The 18,067-nt window shown below is 58.4% G+C and carries 13 protein-coding genes; 6 read left to right on the top strand and 7 right to left on the bottom strand.

The window, feature by feature from the left end; genetic code table 11:
- Nucleotides 1-38 precede the first annotated feature (38 nt).
- The gene (tpiA, locus tag B9P63_RS03735; protein WP_085307232.1) at nucleotides 39-788 is read left to right on the top strand and encodes a triose-phosphate isomerase; all 750 of its coding nucleotides are present in this window, start codon (nucleotides 39-41) and stop codon (nucleotides 786-788) included.
- Nucleotides 789-808: 20 nt separating this feature from the next.
- Here tpiA and coaD read toward each other — a convergent pair whose 3' ends face one another.
- The 3 genes from coaD to B9P63_RS03720 form a co-directional block, all read right to left on the bottom strand.
- Entirely contained in the window at nucleotides 809-1,300 is a 492-nt protein-coding gene (gene coaD, locus B9P63_RS03730; protein WP_085307231.1) for a pantetheine-phosphate adenylyltransferase, read from the bottom strand.
- A gap of 78 nt (nucleotides 1,301-1,378) precedes the next feature.
- Complete coding sequence (locus B9P63_RS03725) at nucleotides 1,379-1,813, bottom strand: CBS domain-containing protein (RefSeq protein WP_085307230.1); 435 nt, start codon at nucleotides 1,811-1,813, stop codon at nucleotides 1,379-1,381.
- 77 nt (nucleotides 1,814-1,890) lie between these two features.
- Nucleotides 1,891-2,805, bottom strand: coding sequence for a LysR family transcriptional regulator (locus B9P63_RS03720; protein WP_085307313.1), 915 nt, complete (start codon nucleotides 2,803-2,805; stop codon nucleotides 1,891-1,893).
- 102 nt (nucleotides 2,806-2,907) lie between these two features.
- Here B9P63_RS03720 and B9P63_RS03715 point away from each other — a divergent pair, with 102 nt between their 5' ends.
- Nucleotides 2,908-4,407 carry a CoA-acylating methylmalonate-semialdehyde dehydrogenase gene (locus tag B9P63_RS03715; RefSeq protein WP_085307229.1) on the top strand — a complete coding sequence of 500 codons (1,500 nt, stop codon included), beginning with the start codon at nucleotides 2,908-2,910 and terminating at the stop codon, nucleotides 4,405-4,407.
- 78 nt (nucleotides 4,408-4,485) lie between these two features.
- Here B9P63_RS03715 and B9P63_RS03710 read toward each other — a convergent pair whose 3' ends face one another.
- Nucleotides 4,486-5,454 carry a glycosyltransferase family 2 protein gene (locus tag B9P63_RS03710; protein WP_085307228.1) on the bottom strand — a complete coding sequence of 323 codons (969 nt, stop codon included), beginning with the start codon at nucleotides 5,452-5,454 and terminating at the stop codon, nucleotides 4,486-4,488.
- A gap of 166 nt (nucleotides 5,455-5,620) precedes the next feature.
- On the opposite strand from B9P63_RS03710, the gene mmsB reads away from it, so the two are divergent.
- On the top strand, nucleotides 5,621-7,537 hold the full coding sequence (gene mmsB / locus B9P63_RS03705; RefSeq protein WP_085307227.1) for a 3-hydroxyisobutyrate dehydrogenase: 1,917 nt from the start codon (nucleotides 5,621-5,623) through the stop codon (nucleotides 7,535-7,537).
- Nucleotides 7,538-7,618: 81 nt separating this feature from the next.
- Entirely contained in the window at nucleotides 7,619-7,816 is a 198-nt protein-coding gene (locus B9P63_RS03700; RefSeq protein ID WP_085307226.1) for a YgaP family membrane protein, read from the top strand.
- A 115-nt stretch (nucleotides 7,817-7,931) separates the two neighbouring features.
- On the opposite strand, the gene B9P63_RS03695 is transcribed toward B9P63_RS03700, so the two are convergent.
- Complete coding sequence (locus tag B9P63_RS03695; protein ID WP_085307225.1) at nucleotides 7,932-10,352, bottom strand: GcvT family protein; 2,421 nt, start codon at nucleotides 10,350-10,352, stop codon at nucleotides 7,932-7,934.
- 155 nt (nucleotides 10,353-10,507) lie between these two features.
- Between B9P63_RS03695 and B9P63_RS03690 the strand changes: the two genes are divergently transcribed.
- Both B9P63_RS03690 and B9P63_RS03685 read left to right on the top strand, forming a co-directional pair.
- Nucleotides 10,508-12,913, top strand: a complete 2,406-nt coding sequence (locus B9P63_RS03690) for a GcvT family protein (RefSeq protein ID WP_085307224.1) — start codon at nucleotides 10,508-10,510, stop codon at nucleotides 12,911-12,913.
- The gene (locus B9P63_RS03685; RefSeq protein ID WP_342743549.1) at nucleotides 12,913-13,503 is read left to right on the top strand and encodes a nucleotidyltransferase family protein; all 591 of its coding nucleotides are present in this window, start codon (nucleotides 12,913-12,915) and stop codon (nucleotides 13,501-13,503) included. Before B9P63_RS03690 ends, B9P63_RS03685 begins: the two co-directional genes overlap by 1 nt.
- On the opposite strand, the gene B9P63_RS03680 is transcribed toward B9P63_RS03685, so the two are convergent.
- Entirely contained in the window at nucleotides 13,495-14,193 is a 699-nt protein-coding gene (locus B9P63_RS03680) for a Hint domain-containing protein (RefSeq protein WP_085307223.1), read from the bottom strand. The genes B9P63_RS03685 and B9P63_RS03680 overlap by 9 nt on opposite strands.
- Nucleotides 14,194-14,848: 655 nt before the next feature.
- Nucleotides 14,849-18,067, bottom strand: a 3,219-nt coding sequence (locus B9P63_RS03670) for an Ig-like domain-containing protein (protein WP_139816195.1), incomplete at its 5' end; no start/stop codon positions are given.

The following is an 18,067-nucleotide window of genomic DNA, read 5'->3' as shown; positions in this document are numbered from 1 at the left end:
AGGTGAGCTAAGTCCAACAATTTTTAAGGAGGTCGGTGATGCGGCGCAAACTGGCAGCAGGCAATTGGAAGATGAATGGCACCAGCGCTGATCTGGCACAGATCGAAACGCTTGCGCGCACACACGTCGGGGCGATCTCTGAAATTCTGATAGCACCGCCCGCGACGCTTCTACACCGCGCCAGTGAGATCACTAGAACCGGCCCCGTCACGTTGGGCGCGCAAGATTGTCACGCAAGTGGCAGCGGCGCGCATACGGGCGACATTTCGGCCGCGATGCTGCTTGACGCCGGGGCGAGCTATGTGATTCTGGGCCACTCCGAGCGGCGCGGCGATCACGCAGAGCAAGACAGCGACGTAAGCGCCAAAGCAAGCGCAGCCCTTGGTGCCGGTCTGCGCGTGATCATTTGCATGGGCGAGGCCTTGCAAGAGCGCGAGGCTGGAAACACGCTCGACATTATCGCAAGCCAGCTTGCAGGGTCCGTCCCAGACGACGTCAGCGGCGAAAATCTGGTCATTGCCTATGAGCCAATCTGGGCGATCGGTACCGGAAAAGTGCCAAGTCTTGCACAAATAGGCGAAGTGCACGACTTCCTTCGTGCCCGGCTCGAGCAACGCTTTGGCGCACAAACCGCGCGCGCGGTGCGCTTGCTCTATGGCGGTTCGGTCAAGGCTGCCAACGCAGAGCAAATATTTGCGATACCCAATGTCGATGGTGCACTGGTCGGCGGCGCGAGCCTGACAGCGGATGATTTCACGCCCATTATCAATGCCTTAGACGCCATATAGCGCAATAAAAGGAAGCGGCTTTATCCCAGCCGGTCCTTGAGCGCAGCATTCACATCGGGCGTCACAAAGTGCGATACATCGCCGCCAAGACGCGCGATTTCCTTGACCAGTTTCGACGCAATAGCCTGATGCTGCGCTTCTGCCATCAAGAACACCGTTTCAATACTATCATCAAGCACGCGGTTCATGCCAACCATTTGATATTCATACTCAAAATCCGCGACAGCGCGCAATCCGCGCACGATTAGCTGCGCGCCCACGTCGCGCGCGCAATCAATGAGCAGATTCTCGAACGGATGCGCGACAATTTCGGTGCCAGTCTGCGCGCTGAGCTTGGCGCACACGCGCTCGATCATCTCTACCCGCTCTTCGAGAGAAAACATCGGGCCTTTGTCGCGATTGATCGCAACGCCGATCACCAATCTATCCACCAGCGCACATGCACGGCGAATAATATCTATATGACCCAAAGTGACTGGGTCAAACGTACCCGGATACAGACCTGTTCGCATCGCCGCGCTCCTTATTACATGATCGCACGCAACAATATTGCGCCGCGAAACGCAAGCGGCGAAGCCACGCGGCGCGGCCTAATGCCCCATAATCATCCCTTGAAGCGCCTCTTTTTCCATGGAGAGCTGGCTCAGGCGCGCCTTTACCGCATCGCCAATAGTAACGAGACCGATCATCTTGCCATCCTCGACCACAGGCATGTGGCGAAACCGCCCCTCCGTCATCATCTTGAGCACACCATCGGCACTATCAGCACGCGTGCAGGTCACCAGCTTGGTTGTCATGTAATCATCGACCTTATCGCCAAGGCAACTCGCGCCGCGCGCCGCCAGTTCACGCACGATATCGCGCTCTGACAAAATCCCATCGGCTGTGTCACCGTTCTTGGAGATCACCACAGTGCCGATCCGCTTTTCGGCCAGAATTTGCGCAGCATCCCGCACGAGCGTGCCCGGTTTGACCGAGACGACCGCATCACTGGCTTTCGATTTCAGAATATGTTGCACCAACATTGGGCGGTCCTCCGGTAATTTTATTGCGCTTTTGATAGAGTTTACGCAATTTGCAGGTCTGTCAAGCAAGCGTCGCATCACCGCGCAGCGCAAAGGCCCTCCAGATGGCTGATTTCCGCGCGAACACCGCTCACCAGCGCCTCGGCAAAGCGGTTCAGGCGCTGAAGCCGGCGATCAGAGCTATGTCGCACAAGATAGAAACTGCGCAGCAGGCTCACCTCCTGCATCAGAACACGTTGCAGAACAGGCGCGCTTGGCAGGGCAAAATCATGCACCACCCCAAGGCCTGCGCCCTGGCGTATAGCGTGGAACTGCACCGCCACCGAATTGGAGGCCAGCGGCACACGTTCCACCCCCAGCGCACCGAGATAGTCGAGTTCCTTGTCAAAGATCATATCGGGAATATACCCGATCATCCGATGCCCCTTCAGATCCTGTTTGGTTCGCAATTTCGCGGCTTTGGCCAGATATTCCGGACTTGCCGCAAGGTGCAGTTTATAATCGCAAAGTTTCTGAACCGTTAAGCGCCCTGCGCTGGGTGCGCTGACCGTGATCGCCATGTCAGCTTCGCGTTTGGACAGGTTCACAACACGCGGCAGCGCCACAATTTGCACGTCCAGATCAGGGTGCGCCGCAACGATGCGCGCGCAGACCTGAGGTAAAAGGAAATTGGCACAGCCATCCGGCGCGCCGATGCGGATCGAGCCGCTGATTTCCCCTGCGCGCGCACCGCCCTGCACCATCAAATCTCCCGCCGCGCCCATCGCCTGTTCGGCCTGCTCCGCCAGCGGCAAAAGCCGCGCACCCGCAACGCTCAACTCATATCCAAGGGGGGATTTGGCGAACAAGGCCGTTCCCATGCGCTGCTCGAGGCGCGCGATGCGCCGACCAACCGTTGCCGGATCGATGCGCAACTGCTTGCCTGCCGCCGAAAGGCTCTGCCCGCGCGCTACACTGAGAAACACGCGCAGATCATCCCAATTCTGTGCCACGGCCCACCCCTTGCGTTTTTGCAAAACCCTTCAGCGAACTTGCCCCTATTCAAGGCATTTTTGCAAGATTAAACTGGCCCTAATCAACCAAAGGATCGATCCATGCAAGAACTCACACATTATATTGACGGCGCGCACGTCAAAGGCACGTCCGGGCGGTTCGCAGACGTCTACAACCCCGCAACAGGCGAAGTGCAGGCCAAGGTGCCGCTCGCCAATGGCGCGGAAATGGCCATGGCCGTTGCTATCGCCGCCGCCGCCCAGCCCGCTTGGGCCGCGACCAACCCGCAGCGCCGCGCCCGCGTGATGATGGCGTTCGTCGGTCTGCTCAACCGCGACATGGACAAGCTCGCCGAGGCGCTCTCGCGCGAGCACGGCAAGACCATTCCAGATGCCAAGGGCGATGTGCAGCGCGGCCTCGAGGTTGTGGAATATTGCATCGGCGCACCTGAATTGCTTAAGGGGGATTACACCGATGCGGCAGGCCCCGGCATCGACATGTACTCCATGCGCCAAGCCCTTGGCGTTACCGCAGGAATCACCCCGTTCAACTTCCCCGCAATGATCCCCATGTGGATGTTCGCACCCGCGATTGCTTGCGGCAACGCCTTCATTCTGAAACCCTCCGAGCGTGATCCCTCCGTGCCCTTGATGCTTGCCGAACTGCTCGAAGAAGCGGGCCTGCCCAAAGGCATCATCCAAGTGGTGAACGGCGACAAGGAAGCGGTCGATGCGATTCTGCACGACGACATCATTCAATCCGTTGGCTTCGTCGGCTCGACGCCGATTGCGGAGTACATCTACGCGACGGGCTGCGCCAACGGCAAACGCGTGCAGTGCTTCGGCGGCGCGAAGAACCACATGATCATCATGCCCGACGCCGATATCGAACAAGCTGCGGATGCCCTCATCGGCGCTGGCTACGGCGCTGCTGGCGAGCGCTGCATGGCGATTTCCGTCGCTGTTCCCGTTGGCGAAGAAACTGCTGATCGCTTGATTGCCGCACTGGTGCCGCGCATCGAAAAGCTGAAAGTCGGCCCCTATACCTCTGGTAATGACGTGGATTACGGCCCCGTGGTCACATCCGCTGCTAAAACCAACATCGAACGCCTCGTGCAAACCGGTATCGATCAAGGTGCAGAGCTTGTCGTGGACGGGCGCGGCTTCAGCCTGCAAGGCTACGAGGACGGCTTTTTCGTCGGCCCGCATCTGTTCGACCGCGTCACACCTGACATGGACATCTACAAATACGAGATCTTCGGCCCGGTTCTGTCCACCGTACGCGCCGGTTCTTATGAAGAAGCGCTGAAACTTGCGATGGATCATGAATACGGTAACGGCACCGCGATCTTCACCCGTGACGGTGACGCCGCGCGCGATTTCGCATCCCGCGTTAACGTCGGCATGATCGGCATCAACGTGCCCATCCCGGTACCATTGGCCTACCACACCTTTGGCGGCTGGAAGAAATCCGTCTTCGGTGATCTTAACCAGCATGGCCCCGATGCGTTCAAATTCTACACACGCACCAAGACAGTCACGGCGCGCTGGCCCTCGGGCATCAAACAAGGCGGCGAGTTCAACTTCAAACCGATGGACTAAACCAAAGCGGGCGCGCTCAAATCATAGGCGCGCCCGTTCTTAATCTTGCCAATAAACTCGCCCCGCAGGGCCGCTGGCTTATTCGCCCGTGACGCGCGTATAACTCGCCTGATCAACTCCGCGCAGCCCGGCCCAAAAGCCTGTGGCAATGCCAAGCGAACGCATGCCACGAAAATAGCTATAGCGCCCTGAAATGGGCGAAAGCGCGATCAGAACACTGCCGGACAAACCTTTGAACAGGACTTGCACCGAAGCATCGAGCGGCGCACGCTGGGGCCGCGCAGCTTTAAGAAGTTGGAACTTGGTGATGCTCTGCGCGCGGGCGCGCTCGAAAATGTAACGCGCACTCAACCGCTCGGCGGGGACCTCCTCGGTCACGATCGCCTGCGCGATCCAGGCCAGTTTCAATCCCGCACCATAGGCACGGCGCGACAGGTCGGTGTCCTCACCGCCGCTCAGCCCGAACCTGAGATCAAAACGCAGCCCTGCAAGATTGAAGGCGTGCAAATCGCAAATCCAGTTATTCGTTGCCAGATCAAAGCGTTGCCCCGTCGCCATAGCCGCGTCTTTGCGTGCATCGCTCACGGCGGCTGCGCGCTCGAAATAGGCCAACACCTCGTTCTGCTCATCCGAGCTGCCGCGCGCAGGAGCAACAGGCAACACGGGGCCGCCCGCAAGTTGTGCACCCGATTCGCGTGCACCGGACCATAAAAGGCGAAGCCAGTCGTGGCGCACCTGTTCATCGTCATCCACGAAGGCCAGCCAATCTACGCCAGCCTCTGTCGCCGCCTCCATCGCCGCGTTACGCGCATGCGAAATGCCGCGGCGTGGCTCGTGCAGCGCGCGTGCGCTCCAACCGCTGCGGCGCGAGAATTCATCGACCAATTCGGATATTGTCAGCTCTGCATCATTTTCCACAAAGAAAAAGCAAAGCTCTGCCCCTTGCGGCACATCCAAGGCCTGCAAAGATTGTAAAAGATCGGCCAACATACGCGGACGGCGACGGGTCGCGGCCGCGATGGCAATACGCGTTGCGCTGCGCTGCATATAAATCCGCCCCAGGAATATAACGTCACCAATTTGACCGAGCCAGCCACACGGCGCAACGCATCCACGCGCGCGCACCAGCTATTGCCTGCAAGGTGTTGCCCTTAGGACGCCAAAGCCTCACAAAAGCGCGAACGTGAGCCACAAGAGCGAGGGAGCATCCCCCATGAGCGAAATCGACATCCGCAAATCCGGCCGCAGCGGCCATATCACCCTGAACCGCCCCGAAGCGTTGAACGCGCTAACCTATGACATGGTCCGCGCGATCGATGCCGCCTTGCTGGGCTGGGCCAATGACCCGGACGTCGCGCTGATCGTGATTGATGCGGTGGGCGAAAAAGCCTTTTGCGCGGGCGGCGATATCGCCGATCTTTATGAGAGCGGCAAAGCCGGTGATTTCGCTTTCGGCCAAGGGTTTTGGCGCGATGAATACCGTATGAACGCGCGGCTCGCCGCGTATCAAAAGCCGGTCGTGTCATTCTTGCAAGGCTTCACCATGGGCGGCGGTGTCGGCGTGGGCTGCCATGCTGCGCACCGCATTGTGGGGCAAAGCAGCCGCATCGCCATGCCTGAATGTGGCATTGGACTGGTGCCTGATGTGGGCGGCTCGATGCTGCTTGCGCATGCGCCGGGGCGGCTTGGCGAATACCTCGGCCTGTGCACGGCGCGCATGGGTCCGGGCGATGCGATTCTGGCGGGATTTGCCGACCACTACCTGCCTGAAGAGGCTTGGGAGGCGGTCAAAGCCGCACTTTTGCAAAGCGGCGATCTTGGCGCGCTCAAGGCCGCCGTCACCGAGCCGCCAAGCGCCGAGCTGGCGCAACATATGGCGGCGATCAATGCCAGTTTCTGCGGCGAGACCCTTGGCGATATTTGCACGAACTTGCGCATGGATACCTCTGAATTCGCACAAAAATCTCTTGCCGCCATCGAGCGAAATTCGCCCCTTGCCATGGCCTGCGCCGTCGAGATGATCCACCGCCTTCGCAGCGCGCGTGATCTACCGCGCGCGCTTGAACTTGAATATCGCTTCACCCACCGCGCGATGGAGCATGGCGACTTTCTCGAAGGTATTCGCGCCTTGATCATCGACAAGGACCGCGCGCCCAAATGGAAACACGCACTGGACAAAGTACCTGCCGTTGATGTCTCTTTCATGCTGCGCCCATTGGGCAAGGACAAGCTGACATTCGAAGAGGAGAGCACAGCCATGCAAATCGGATTTATCGGGCTCGGAAACATGGGCGGGCCAATGGCGGCCAATCTTGCGGCTGCGGGTCATAACGTACGTAGCTTTGATGTGGCTGGCACCAGCGCCGCAGGCGCAGTGGCGGTTGCCAGCGCTCTAGACGCCGCCATGAACGCAGATGTGGTGATTACCATGTTGCCCAACGGCGTGATCCTGCGCTCTGTCGCGGATGAGGTGATCCCAGCGATGAACAAGGGCGCGGTGCTGCTGGATTGCTCGACCGTGGACGTTGAAAGTGCGCGCGCGGTGGCTGCGCTATGCGAGACCGCGGGCGTGCTGCCCCTTGACGCGCCCGTATCGGGCGGCACTGGCGGTGCCTCTGGCGGCACATTGACATTTATGGTTGGCGGCGCGGAAGAGGGCTTTAACAAAGCCCTGCCCCTCTTTGAAATCATGGGACAAAAAGCGGTTCACTGCGGCGCGTCCGGCAATGGTCAAGCCGCAAAAATCTGCAACAACATGATCCTTGGCGTGACGATGATCGCCACTTGCGAGGCTTTCGCGCTGGCCGACAAGCTCGGTCTGGACCGCCAGAAAATGTTCAATGTGGTCAGCACATCCTCGGGCTATAGCTGGTCGATGAACGCCTATTGCCCTGCGCCCGGCGTTGGGCCGACATCGCCTGCGGACAACGGCTACAAGCCCGGATTTGCCGCCGATTTGATGCTGAAAGACCTGCGCCTCGCGCAGCAAGCGGCGATCGGCGCAGATGCGGATACCCCGATGGGCGCGATGGCGCAGGCGCTCTATGCGCAATTTGTCGAGGACGAGGATGGCGCAGGTCAGGATTTCAGCGCGATGCTGCCACGCTTCGAGAAAAGCGGACGTCCCTGACGCGCCTTGTGTGACAAGGTCACCGAGCCTTTGTGCTGCACGCGGTTATCCTGCGTGCAGCATCTAGAATCGGAGCATGCTATGAAAAAGAATGTTGGCGGCATCGACCGCATCTTGCGCATCGTGATCGGTCTTGCGCTGATCGCCGGGTTTTTCCTGAACCCCGAGAGCAGCTATCGCTGGGCCTATCTAATCGGCATCGTGCCTTTGGCGACAGGGTTGATGAGCAACTGCCTGCTGTATCGACTGGTCGGGATCAATACCTGCAAGAGGTCTTGAAACATGGCGGGGCGCGTGATTGCACGCGCCCCGCTGTTTGGGGGCCAGCCCCCGTCTGATCAAAGATCAGACTCCCCCGCGATATTTAAAGAAAGAGGAAGGGCTTGGCGAAGTTCTAAGCGCGCAGGCGTGTGCCTGCCGGATCAAAGGGCGGCTCGGCCAGAATGGTGGCGCGGTGCGGTTGGCCAAGCACCATGACCTCGACGGAATCGCCCGCTTGCGCATCTTTAACGAATCCAAGCGCAAGGCTCATGCCAACCGTGTAGCCATAGGTGCCGGAGGTTACGCGACCGATGCCTTTACCGTTTTTGAAAATCGGCTCGCCCCCGCTCGCATCCGCGTTGGAGGCGGTGACATCGGCCTCATTCAGGTGCAGCAGAACCATATGTTCGCGCGCATCTTGCGCCATCGTGTCAGCGGCGGAAGATTTATTCAGGAACTCTTTGTCCATCTTGCACAGCCGCTCCAGCCCGACTTCTTGCGGAAAGTATTCAGGGCTGTATTCGCGGCTCCACGACCCATAGCCTTTTTCCACCCGAAGGCTCATCAGCGCGCGCCCGCCAACAGGGCCTGCGCCCATGGTTTTGCCAGCCTCGAGCAGCGCCTCATACAGGCGCGCTTGATCGGCCGCGGCGCAGTGCAGTTCCCAGCCAAGATCCCCCGTGAAACTGACCCGCAAAGCGAGGACCTGCACGCCTGCAAGTTCGATCGATTTCGAACGCATGAAAGGGAAGTCTTCTGTCGCAAGCGACGCATTTGTCGTGCGCTGCAACATCTCGCGCGATTTCGGGCCCGCCACGTTGAAGCCGCAGATGTCATTTGTGCGGCTCTCGAAAACCGTGCCGTCCGGCAGCGGAACCTGTTTGAAAAAGCGTTTGTGATAGCGCTCGGCCATGCCCGAGCCAATGATCCAGAACTCGTCCTCGGCCAGTTTGGTGACGGTAAAATCCCCCGCGATCCCGCCGCGTTTACCAATCAGCGGCGTCAGGCAAGAACGCCCGATCCCTTTGGGCATATTGTTGGCAAAAACTGCGTTGAGCCAATCAGCAGCGCCCGCGCCCTTGCAGATATATTTCGCAAAATTCGAGATATCTATGATGCCTGCATTCTCGCGCAACATGCGGCACTCTTCACCCACAGGCCCCCACCAATTCTGACGTGTGAAGCCGTTTGTGTCCTTGGTCCCGGCTTCGCCAGAAAACCAAAGCGGATGCTCCCAGCCGGAATTCAACCCAAACACAGCGCCCAGTTCCGCCTGCTTGACATAGGCCGGGCGCATGCGCGCGGGGCGGCCCGCAGCGCGTTCCTCATTGGGGAAATGGATCGCGAAACGGTGGCCATAGCTGTCCTCGACGCGTGCGCGCGTGAAGGCTTTGTCGGCCCAAGTATCAAAGCGCGCAACATCCCAGCCGAACATATCGTACTGTGTTTCACCCTCGATCATCCACTGCGCCGCCATCAGGCCCATGCCGCCAGATTGCGAAAACCCTGGAATAATTCCGTTACAGCAGAAGTAGTTATCAAGTTCCGGCAATGGCCCGAACAACACATTGGCATCGGGCGACCAGATCATAGGTCCGTTGATGACCCGCTTGATCCCTGCGCTCGCAACCGCAGGAACACGCTCGATCGCGTTCATCATGTTTTCTTCGATCCGTTCTAGATCGTCGGGAAACAGATCATGGGCGAAATCGAGCGGCGTGCCGTCTTCGGCCCAGAATTTCATGTCTTTCTCATAAGCACCGACCAAAAGGCCCTGCCCCTCTTGGCGCAAATAATACTCACCATCGCGGTCCGACACTGACGGAAGGCGACGATCAGACGCTTCGATCTCGGGAATGCTCTCGGTGACGAAATACTGATGCTCGGTCGGCTGAAGCGGTAATTCAAACCCCGCCATCGCCGCCACTTCGCGCCCCCACAGACCGGCCGCATTCACCACCCACTGCGTGTGAATGTCGCCCTTCGGCGTCTTGACGATCCATGATCCATCCAACTGCGGCTCTGTCGCCGTCACGGGCGTAAAGCGGTTAATTTCCGCACCCCGTTTGCGGGCTCCAATCGCATAGGCATTTGTAACGCCCGAGGGGTCCACATTGCCGCCCTCGGGTTCGTACATAACACATTTGATGCCATCGTAGTTGACCATCGGGTTCAGCTCGCGCGCTTCATCGATGGAAATCTCGTAAAAATTCATCCCGTAGAGCTTGGCCTTGGCCGCTTGCAAGCGCAGTTGATGCACGCGCTCGGTCGTCTGCGCGAGATACAAAGACCCAGGCTGGAACACGCCGCAAGACTGGCCCGTTTCCTCCTCCAGCGCATTATAGAGGTTCATCGTATAGTGTTGGATACGCGAGATATTGGTGCTGTCGTGCAGCCCGTGAATATTCGCTGCCGCGTGCCAGGTCGAACCCGACGTTAACTCGTCGCGCTCGAGCAAGACCACGTCGGACCAGCCGAGTTTGGTGAGATGATAAAGGATCGAGCAGCCGATCACGCCGCCCCCGATAACGACTGCCTGTGCAGTAGTGCGCATTGCTTAACTCCCGAAAGCTGCGATATTTATTTCAGCCTAGCCATCTGAAGTGGCACTAATACAATGAAGGCGACATAACATGTCGCAACGCGGCAACGAGCGTAGTGATTTTTCTAGAAAAACCGGACCATCAGACAAAACCAAGGAAAAGCCCCATGAAAACCACCACCAGAGTAGCCGTGATCGGCGGCGGCGTCGTCGGATGTTCGGTATTGTATCACCTGACCAAGCTGGGCTGGTCCGATGTCATGCTGATCGAGCGCTCAGAGTTGACCTCTGGCTCGACGTGGCACGCGGCGGGTGGATTTCATACGCTGAACGGCGACACCAATATGGCAGCGCTTCAGGGCTATACGATCAATCTTTACAAAGAGTTGGAAGAGATCACCGGCATGTCCTGCGGCCTTCACCATGTGGGCGGCGTCACGCTGGCGGACAATCAGGAACGGTTCGATATGCTGCTCGCAGAGCGCGCCAAGCATCGCTACATGGGGCTGGAAACCGAAATCGTCGGCCCCGAAGAGATCAGAAAAATTGCCCCGGTGACCAACATAGACGGCATCCTTGGCGCGCTTTATGATCCGCTTGATGGCCACCTTGATCCGTCCGGCACGACGCATGCCTATGCCAAAGCGGCGCGCATGGGCGGGGCGAGCATTGAAACCCACTGCAAGGTGGAAGAGACCAATCAACGCCCCGATGGCACGTGGGATGTGGTTACCAACAAGGGCACGATCCACGCCGAGCATATCGTTAACGCGGGTGGTCTTTGGGCGCGCGAAGTGGGCGCGATGGCGGGTGCCTATCTGCCACTGCACCCGATGGAACATCAATATATCGTCACTGATGACATCCCCCAGATCATGGAGATGGACGGCGAGCATCCGCATGTGATGGACCCCGCGGGCGAGAGTTATCTGCGCCAAGAAGGTCGCGGGCTGTGCATTGGTTTTTACGAGCAACCCTGCCGCCCTTGGGCCGTTGACGGCACGCCGTGGGACTTTGGCCATGAACTTTTGCCCGACGATTACGACAAGATCGAAGACAGTATCGCTTTTGCTTACAAACGCTTTCCCGTCCTCGAAACCGCTGGCATCAAATCGGTGATCCACGGTCCGTTCACCTTTGCGCCCGATGGCAATCCGCTGGTCGGCCCTGTGCCGGGCCTGCGCAATTACTGGTCCGCTTGCGGCGTCATGGCAGGCTTTAGCCAAGGTGGCGGCGTTGGGTTGATGCTGGCTCAATGGATGATCGAGGGCGAGACGGAGCGCGATGTCACGGCGATGGATGTTGCTCGTTTTGGCCCTTGGATCACCAAGGGCTACACATTGCCAAAGGTCATTGAGAACTATCAAAAGCGCTTTTCGGTCAGCTACCCCAACGAAGAACTGCCCGCTGCGCGCCCGCATCGCACCACGCCGATGTATGACACGTTCACCAAAATGGGTGCGGTTTGGGGGCAGCAATTCGGATTGGAGGTGGCAAATTACTTTGCCGTAGGTGATGAGCCGGCATTCGAAACCCCCAGTTTCCGCCGCTCCAATGCCTTTGACGCAACCCGCCGCGAGGTCGAAGCGGTGCGCGCCCATGTCGGTATAAATGAGCTACAAAACTTTGGTAAATTCGAAGTCACCGGGAGCGGCGCGCGCGCGTGGCTGGACCGGATCATGGCGGGGCGTATCCCTTTGCCGGGCCGTGTCTCGCTGACGCCCATGCTATCGCCAAAGGGGCGTTTGATGGGTGATTTCACAGTGTCCTGCATAAGCGAGGATTGGTTCCAACTGACTGCAAGCTACGGATATCAAACGATACATCACCGCTGGTTCGAGCAGCATAACCAAGAAGGTGTCAGTGTTCGCAATGTGTCGGACCGCATGACGGGCTTTCAGATCGCAGGCCCCAAATCTGCTCAAATCGTCAATGCGCTTGCGCCAGAACTTGCTGAAATGCGGTTTATGGACGTCAAGATGATCACACTGGGCAGCGTCGATTGCATCGTGCAGCGCCTGAGCTACACGGGCGATCTTGGCTATGAAATCTACTGCGATCCTATGGATCAGCGCCGCCTTTGGACCACGCTCTGGAGCGAGGGAAAACAGCACGGCATGACACCTTTCGGGATGCGCGCGATGATGAGCCTGCGGCTTGATAAATTCTTTGGCTCGTGGCTGTCGGAATTCTCCCCCGACTATACAGCCGCAGAAACCGGAATGGATCGTTTCATCAGCTTCAAGAAAAACACCGATTTCATCGGCCGCGCCGCGGCAGAACACGAGCGCGCCAGCCCCCCTACCCGCCAGCTTTGCGCCTTCGAAGTGGATGCGCAGACGGCCGATGTGGTCGCTTATGAACCTGTGTGGATCGACGGCGAAGTACAGGGTTTTTGCACCTCCGGCGGCTACTCGCATCATGCGCGCAAGTCGATCGCACAGGCGTTGATCCCACGCGCCTTGGCGCAAGAGGGACTGGTCGTGGAGATCGAAATTCTTGGACAAATGCGCAAGGCGACATTGATCACAGAAGCCCTGTTCGATGCGGACGGCGCACGGATGCGCGGCTGATGCGTATGGCCTGCCTCTTGCCTGCGGCGGGGGCGTCGTCGCGTATGCGCGGGGCGGACAAATTGCTCGAAGATGTGGGTGGCCAGCCTTGTTTGGCCCTCATGGCCTCGCGCGCTTTGGCAGCTGGCATGGAGGTTTTTGCCACCTTGCCAAGCCTAGATCACCCAAGGGCCAGAGCGCTCACGGCTTTGGACGTGGCACTAATCCCCGTCCCAAATGCAGCGCACGGCATGTCCGCCTCCTTGCGCGCGGGGGCGGCTGCGATGCCCGAGGGCGTCGAGGCAATGATGGTCTTGCCACCCGATATGCCAAGCCTTGAAACCAGTGATTTGAAGCAGTTGGTAGCGGCCTATGCAGGCGATCCCGAGGGTATTTTACAAGCCACATGCCGAGATGGAACACCCGGACATCCGGTTATCTTTCCGCGTGCATGTCTAAGTGGTTTCAGTGATCTATCAGGCGATCAAGGCGCAGCGCCGATCCTGAAAAGCCACAAGGCGCAGCTCAGATTTCACGCACTGGACGGACAAAAGGCGCGCCTCGATCTTGATACACCCGAAGAGTGGAGCGCATGGCGCGCGTCACTCTGACGGCAGAACCGCTTTGGAAAACTGCGCAGCATCGATCGACGCACGTGCGGCTGGAAAGACCAATCCGGCATCGTCTGCCAGTTCTGGAAAGATGCTCAAAAGCTCGACGCGGTGTTGCTCGTCGATCGCCCCGAGGCGCATATCGCTTGGTTGGTAGCTTTCCGACCATGCGCCATCCGCCAGAACAATTTCGTGCTGATCGAACATGAAATGAATATAGGTAACATTCTGCACAGCCTCGCGTGCGACACCCTTGAAACAGGTCAACAGATGCGCTGCCACGAGGACTTCGTCCGCATCGAACCATGCGCGTATCTGGTCATTGTTCAATAGCATGCGATGCTGCGGTGACACCCGCGTGTCGCGCTCGGGCAAGTTCGGGCCAAGCGCGCCTTTGGAGATACGGATCGGGTACAGCGACGGATGCGCGCTTAGAACGTCTTGTTCCAGAAGGCGATGACCCGTCCAAACGATCGCACGATACCCGTTGTCACGCGTCAAAACACGCGTGCCCACAGTCAGTTCTTCGACCGGAACTTCGCCAAAGTCAGTCTTGATCAGCGTTCCGGGGGTAAAACAGGGGCAGTAGGAAGTAGCTCGATGCGAGAGTTGGCCACCCGCACCGTGATAGTCGCACACAACAGAACCAACGGCGTTACGAAGACTTAAACCTGAACCAAAAACACTCATCACTCTCGCTTCTTCGCAGGCCAACTTACCGTGGTCTCACTCTACGTAAACAGAGATGCCCTTCAATCAGGGCGCAAATGCGGCAAACATGTGGTTCACTCACGGCATTTGGGAAAACCCGCGCAAGAGTGCAACCTAAAAGTGTTATAGGGGAGGGTTACAACTCAGCGCACAGAGGTTCTGTTTCAAAGCCTTCGAAAAGCCCCGCGCAGATGGAAAAAATCGCGTAAACCATTCCCGAATTTTGGCTTTGGAGCGTACAAAAACTGCTCATTCGCTGAATCGATTCGCACGCAGGCGGCAAGGTGCGATGGCTCAGTGAAACGGCTCGGTAAGATGTCTTGCACGCGTGCCCCAGAGTTGTGTCATCTGCCGCTTTGTCATGAAGCATTCCGCGACGTGGGGCTTCCTTCAAAAAACCGGTGCCGCATGTTCCCTTGTCACAGCGCCCCCAAGGGCGAACAAACGCAGCGCTTCACAAAAAATTCTCTTAAACATCTGATAATAAACCGTAAAAAAGCGATCCCATGGTAAAAAGCCTCGCATTTCAATGGCGAAAAGAGGCGGTTTCCCGCCTCTTTTCTATACTGGTGATCAGCCCCCTGTTCACCAGAGCTGCATATCTCGGTGAGGCATGAACCTCTACAGGGGTGCCTTACCCAAGCAGAAGTGCTGCTTCGTATTTCTTCAAGGTCCGGCGCGCAGCCTGATAGGCTTCGGAGCCAACTTGCGTGGCGAGTTCCGGGAAAAGTTCCAGAATTTCGTCGCGCTGTTCCTTGCCGATCCCATCAAGCGTGTAATCGCCTGGCTGGAAGCTCTCGGACCAGGTGCCGTTGGACAAAACTACCTCATGTTGTTCGAACATGATGTGGATATAGGTCGTGCCCGAACTGGTCACACGGTCCACACCGTCCAAGATCGTCAGATGCTTGGCTGCCACAAGAACTTCACGTTCTTCAAAATACATGGCCGCCTGATCTGTTGTCAGCAACATACGGTGCTGCGGCGAAACCAGAATATCATGCTCGGGCAGATTGGCCCCAAGAGCGCCTGCACGGATCAGGATCGGTTGCAGGTGATCATTCGCAGCAAGCTGTGCGCCGCTCAGATCCTTTGAACCACTCCAGCGGATTTCCTGAATGCCATTGTCGCGCGTGATGACGCGGTCCCCGGCCTTCAAATCTTCCACTTTGCGCTCGCCGGTTGGCGTTGCGATCAGCGTTCCGGGCGTAAAGCAGGGAATGACGTTCTCGATATTGTCGAAACGCGCCGTACCCGTGAGCACATCTGCCGCATCAAGGAAGTTGACGATACCGCCTTCAGAGCCCGGGGCATCATAATCGATGGTCGTACGACCCCCGACGTTTGCCGCCGCGCCTGCGCCGCGAAGATCGAGCGTGTCAAAGTCCGTTGGACCTTCGCCGCCGTCAATCGTGTCGCCTGCTGTCGCGCCGACAATGCTGTCTTCGCCGCTACCGCCAAAGATGCTGTCTGCACCTGCGCCACCGATAATCGTATCGCTGTCGCCGCCGCCGTCGATTGTATCGCTACCATCACCGCCAACAAGTGAGTCCAGACCACCCTCGCCAGTGATAAGATCATCACCAGAACCGCCTAGGACAGTGTCATTTCCGGAACTCGCAATAAGCGTGTCATCGTCGATGCCACCATCGATGAAGTCGTTGCCCTGACCACCAATGATCGAGTCGTCGTCGTCGCCGCCGAAGATCGTATCGTTGCCAGCCCCGCCTGTAACCACATCGCGGTCATTCAGCTCGAGGCCCGGAAGCTCCAGCGCATCTTCGACATCGCCGATATAACCCGGTGTTCCCGTGTGGCCCGCATCGATGAAGTCATCACCGTCGCCACCGGAAATCGTGTCCGAGCCATGGCCGCCAAAGATGCTATCATCGCCAAGACCGCCGCGCACCGTATCGTCGTCAATACCCGCATTGATCGTGTCGTTATCCGCACCGCCGTCGATGCTATCCGCATCATCGCCCGTGTTGATAATGTCATTGCCCGCGCCGCCGAAGACCGTATCCCGGCCATCATCCCGATCAGGATCAGTGACAAAGGTGATGCCGCTGTCCGTAAGGGGCAGGTTGGGATCATCGCCGATGTAATCGGAGAAGGTGTCGATACCCGCATTGATCGTATCATCGCCAGCGCCAGCATTGATAAAGTCAGAGCCTTGCTCATCGTTGATGAGGTCATCGCCACCATCCCCGTAGACTTCGTCATCGTCGATACCCGAGTTGATCGTATCGTCACCCTCGCCGCCGAAGATCGTATCTGCGTCATCACCGGTGGTGATCAGATCATTGCCCTCATCTGCATCGACAAAGTCGCGATCGTCTTCCGGATCGCTGTCAGTCGGGATGGAGGGGAATGGCGCATCGTCCAGAAGCGGAATTGCACCGCTTGTGTCGATCACGTCATCGCCAATACCTGCGAGCACGGTATCAGAGCCGTCGCCGGTCGTAATGGAATCGTCCCCATCACCGGAAAAGACCGAATCCTCGCCAGCGCCCGTATCGATCGTATCGAGGCCAAGGCCGCCGAAGACTGTGTCATCGCCCTCGCCTGTCGTGATATCATCATCGCCAGGGCCAGCCGTTACAAAGTCATCACCAAGCCCGGAGTCGATGGTGTCATCGCCCGCGCCTGCTTCGACCACATCATCCTGAGCGCCAGCGCCCGGTGCAATCGCATCAGAGTTGTCGATTTGATCGCCATCCGGATCACCCAGATAGCCAAGATCAATAAGATCATCACCGCCTGTGCCCTCGACAATACCGTCAAGGCCCGGCGTTCCCACGATCACCTGAATCGAAGAGGTGTCCGAGCCGCCATTGCCATCGGAAATAGTGTAGGTGATCGAATCCACGTCATCATCGAAACCGAGGTCCGGCGTATAGGTTACGGAGGTCCCGTCAGCAGAGATCGTAACCGTGCCATCGGGCGCGCTCGCGGAGGTGATCGTCAAAGGATCGCCATCCGGATCACTGTCATTGCCAAGCGGGAAGATGGTGACAGGCGTGCCCGCAGTCGTGCTCGACGTATCAGGATCCGCATTTGGATCCAGGTTCGCCGTGCCGACCGTCACGACGAGTGTCGCCGTATCGGTACCACTGATGCTGTCGGTGATCGCATAGGTGATAGTATCATCACCAGTGAACCCGAGGTCAGGCTGATAATCCAGCGTGCCGTCAGGGTTGATCGTAACCGTGCCGTTGGGCGCTGTGGCCGCCGTAACAGTCAGAGGATCGCCGTCCGGATCACTGTCATTGCCCAGAACATCAATATCTTCGAGCAGCGTATCCAGCGGTGTGCTTGCTGGCGCATCATTCACTGCGACGGGCGGAGAATTCAGCGGCGGCGTACCCACCGTGACCGTGACCGGCGCAGAAACCGTGCTGCCATTGCCGTCATCGACCACATAGGTGATCGTATCGATACCCTCAAAGCCCGGATCAGGCTGGTAATCCAACGTGCCGTCAGGATTGATCGTGACCGTGCCATTGCCAGCCGTGGCCGCAACAACCGTCAGCGGATCACCGTCCGGATCGCTGTCATTGCCCAGAACATCAAGATCGTCCAGCAGCGTATCGACGGGCGTCGCCGCAACATCCGCGACCGGAGTCGGGGCAGTGTTGCCGCCGCCAGTGTCACGCACCGAAACGCGCACAACGCCGGTGTCCGAACCGCCGCGCCCGTCCTCGATCACATATGTGATGTTGTCCGTGCCCTCAAAACCGGGATCGGACTGGTAATCCAGCGTGCCATCGGGATTGATCGTGACCGTGCCATTGGGCGAGCTTGCCGAGATCACCGTCAGGGGGTCGCCGTCCGGATCGCTGTCGTTGCCCAG

The sequence above is a fragment of the Planktotalea arctica genome (assembly GCF_002105285.1).
GTDB lineage: Bacteria > Pseudomonadota > Alphaproteobacteria > Rhodobacterales > Rhodobacteraceae > Planktotalea > Planktotalea arctica.
This window is presented reverse-complemented; position numbering and strand designations above follow the sequence as displayed.